The sequence below is a fragment of the Methylobacterium indicum genome (genome assembly GCF_001043895.1).
GTDB lineage: Bacteria > Pseudomonadota > Alphaproteobacteria > Rhizobiales > Beijerinckiaceae > Methylobacterium > Methylobacterium indicum.
In genome coordinates, this window is record NZ_JTHF01000375.1 from 1 (window position 1) to 1338 (window position 1338).

The window sequence follows — 1338 nt, forward strand, 5'->3', positions numbered from 1 at the left end:
GACCGCCAAGTGCGACGACTTTTGCGCGACCTGGAGATGGTGACGGAGGGACAGGGCCATATCGCTCGAGTGACGGGCACGATCGGCATCGCGTTGTCGAACGCGGCTGCGCAGGATCGCAATGTGCTACTACGTCAAGCGGATGCGGCGCTCTACAGCGCCAAACGTAATCGAAAAGGAACCGCGGAGACATACCGAGTCAAAGTGAATCGCATATCATGTTGATTGATTAAAAAAGATGATATTCTCGCAACTAAAATCCGAAATACGCTTAACTTGGCCGGCAGTACGACCGATGAATCATTCGCAATAAACATTTACTGTCAGTGGTCGCCGACGAAAGATGACGATGACACGAGTGCTATTTCCATATGTGGATGTATTGCGCTGCACCAGCTAGGATCAAAATTGGGGTGCAGCTGGCCTTATTGTGCCAGATAGCCAGCCACATCCTTCGGTCACGGGTGGATTTCGATGAGGTTATCACGGAAAGAATTTTTACGAACTGTGATCGTTACCAATCCACGCTGACCCGAGGACCACTCGGCCTCGAACATGCACGAACGTACTGCATCCGGTTGCCCCGAATTCGTAAGCCCACATGTCAAATCGAGCAGCTTGTGTCCCCCAAAGCATGCGCGGTCCATCGCATTGGCGGCCTCCACCAACTGCCGGCGCACTTCGACCCTGTTGCACGGATCACGCGCCAGCGCCGTCTCCTCCTCGCGCCGGAGGCGAGCCAAGGTCTCGGCAGCAGCTCGCTCCTGCGCCGCCCGGTCGGCGGCGCGCTGAGCTGCGTCGCGTTGCTGTTGCGCTACCGCCTCCGCCGCCTGCCGCTCGGCTTGCGCCCGGGTCCCAGCCTGCCGTTCTGCCTCGATTCGGGCGTTTCGTTCACGCTCGGCCGTTGCGCATCATCACGCTCGCGATTCTGACGTTGCAGGCCCGCCAGCTCGTCTTCTTGCTGCTGGGCTCGTGTCTGCCGAGCCGGGCGATCCCGCTCCCAGGCTTCGGCTTCGGCCAGTCGGGCTGCCCGCAGTCGCGCGCCTATCCGCTCGCGTGCCGCCGCAACCTGCGCGGCTTCGGCAGGGGCGAGCTTCAGCCCCGCTCCCCAGGCCCAGCAGGTCGCCGATCGCTGGCACCTGCTCACCAACATGCGGCAGGCCGTCGAACGCTGGCTCCACGGCGCCCATGCCCGGTTGCGGAACCTTCCACTCCTCCCTGGCTCGGCCGTTCGTCCCGCCCGGCGCGACCGTGCCTTCGCCCGCAGCACGCCGGAACTGGAAGCGGGCGCACAGAGCCGAATGCGATGGCAGGCTGTCTACGACGAGGTCCGCCGCC

2 protein-coding genes are annotated in these 1338 nt (G+C 62.3%); both read left to right on the forward strand.

Translation table 11 applies throughout. From position 1 onward, the window contains the following. The coding region (locus QR78_RS33440; protein WP_125940062.1) for a diguanylate cyclase domain-containing protein at positions 1 to 225 on the forward strand (225 nt) is incomplete at its 5' end. Between the two features lie 188 nt (positions 226 to 413). After that, positions 414 to 932 (forward strand): hypothetical protein, encoded by a 519-nt coding sequence (locus tag QR78_RS34650; protein WP_125901139.1) that lies wholly within the window; start codon positions 414 to 416, stop codon positions 930 to 932. The last annotated feature ends 406 nt before the right edge of the window (positions 933 to 1338 follow it).